The organism is Ilyobacter sp. (assembly GCF_041583315.1).
In the GTDB taxonomy this organism is placed as follows: Bacteria; Fusobacteriota; Fusobacteriia; order Fusobacteriales; family Fusobacteriaceae; genus Ilyobacter.
Genome location: NZ_JBFHGC010000499.1, coordinates 1 through 2,164, shown reverse-complemented (window position 1 = coordinate 2,164; position 2,164 = coordinate 1). Strand labels below are relative to the sequence as shown.

General features: G+C 33.6%; 1 protein-coding gene. It reads right to left on the bottom strand.

The window, feature by feature from the left end:
* Nucleotides 1-713: 713 nt before the first annotated feature.
* Nucleotides 714-1,853 (bottom strand): ABC transporter substrate-binding protein, encoded by a 1,140-nt coding sequence (locus ABZA26_RS13430; RefSeq protein WP_372715008.1) that lies wholly within the window; start codon nt 1,851-1,853, stop codon nt 714-716.
* Nucleotides 1,854-2,164: the final 311 nt, after the last annotated feature.

The following is a 2,164-nucleotide window of genomic DNA, read 5'->3' as shown; positions in this document are numbered from 1 at the left end:
AGTAGATTATCCCTGATATCATATCCTCTATAATGCTATAGCCAGACTGCATTACCGCTTTACATATCTACTCTAAATTTCTGAAAACTAAAAAATAAGTACCCTCTTTTTTTTAAGGAATCAAACCTCTGAGATACCTCGTCAGCCACAAAAAACCGAAGATTTTAAACACAACTTCGGTCCAAACTGCTTCCAATGCACGGGAAACCTATCCTATTTTCTAGCAACAGATCCAGCACCAAGAATAGAGATTTTAATATTATTTGTACTTTTTTTATTTATTACTGAAAAACCAAGGTAATACATCATTAAAAAATTCTGTATTTTCCTGATAGCTCTTTTGGAAGCTACCCCCTCTATAGGTAAATTCTGTCCGATCATGCTTATATTGTCTTTTTCTATGAATAGGGTTGCTTTCTAGATGTCTGATGCAATAATTATTGTTTAGATTTTAATTAATAAATTTATAATTACAACCCTTTAATTTACCTCAGGCAATGAAAAACCTAGCCTGAGGTAAATTTTTTAAATGATTATATGTTGAAAATTCTGTGATTTTAGCACGACAATCTTCTGATAACATTGAACGAATCTATGATTACATCATATTAGTATAAAAAACAATGTCCAGCGATCAACTTCTCTTTGGGTTTTCGTATTTACATCAACTAACATTCATTTTAAACACTTGTTTATAAATTTCAAGAATAGATTTATAATTTAACGTTTTTAACAAATTTTTGTTCTCCATCTTTAGCTTTTAAAATTACAGCTCCTTTTATAGGGTTTCTGTCTTCATCAAATTTTATTTTTCCTGTTACAGCCTGATATTCAATATTCTTAAGACTGTCTTTTATTTTCTCTCCGTCAGTAGAACCGGCTTGTTCTATTGCTGCAAATAAAACATTGGCGGCATCATAGGCTAGAACTGCATAAGAGCTAGGTACTTCATTATATTTTTTCTCATAAGCTGCTTTGAATTCTACAACTTGACTAGCTGTGTCGTCTGGAGAATAGTGATTAGTGAAATATCCACCGTTTATAGCCTCTCCACCGACATTGAATAGATCAGGTGAATCCCAACCGTCTCCTCCTAAAAATACTGCATCTATTCCTGCTGCTCTGGCTTGCTTGGCAATGAGTCCCACAGTGTTATAGTAGTCTGTCAATATTAGTACTTCAGGCTTTAGGGCACTTATTTTTGTCAGCTGAGCATTAAAATCAGAATCCCCTGTATTATATGTCTCAGATGCTACGACCTCTCCCCCAGCTTCTTTAAAGGCCTCTTCAAAAAATTCTGCAAGTCCTTTACTATAATCATTTCCTACATCATACAAAACAGCAGCTTTTTTAGCTTTTAAATCTTCAATAGCAAATTTAGATAAAATTTTACCTTGAAAAGGATCGATAAAACAGGCTCTGAATACATATTCTCCACCTTGAGTTGTTACTTTCGGGTTTGTAGACACAGGTGTAATCATAGGAATTTTATTCTGTGTTGCAATAGGACCATCAGCTATACTGCATGTACTATTAACTGCCCCTATTATACTTATTACTTTGTCATTGTTTATGAGTTTCTGAGTAACACTTGCTGAACTGGCAGGTTTTGCCTCGTCATCTTCGAATATAATTTCAACTTTTTTACCGTTAATTCCACCTTTTTTGTTTATTTCCTCTTGTGCCAGTAAAATACCATTTTTAGATGCCTGTCCAAAAGCTGCAACACCACCAGTAAGTGGAAGAACAGAACCAATCTTAATTACAGAGGCCTCTTCTTCTTTTTTACCACCACAGGCTACCAAGGCTAAAGCCATCCCCAAAATAGTTAATTTTTGAATAAATTTTTTCATATAACTCACTCCCCCAATTTTTAATTTATCATGATAAATTTTACAGAGCTTCCTCTCTAGCTATTACAATTTTTATATAAATAGCCGTATTGCTTTTGACCGCTCTTTCTATATAATCAGTCCTCACCTTCTTATAAAGTGTGCGTGGATACTGTTGTATCCACATGATCAAGATGGGCATTATATATAATAGTAGGTCTTGCTTCAGTTGTTTTTTTTAATCATATATTTAGATCTTCTTATTTAATCATTTCATCAACTTCGTATAGCACCTTATCCATGATAGCCATTGCTTCTTTTATCTCCTCTTT

Coding starts and splice junctions, on each gene's coding strand:
- ABZA26_RS13430 (WP_372715008.1), bottom strand. CDS start 1,853: ATGAAAAAATTTATTCAAAAATTAACTATTTTGGGGATGGCTTTAGCC.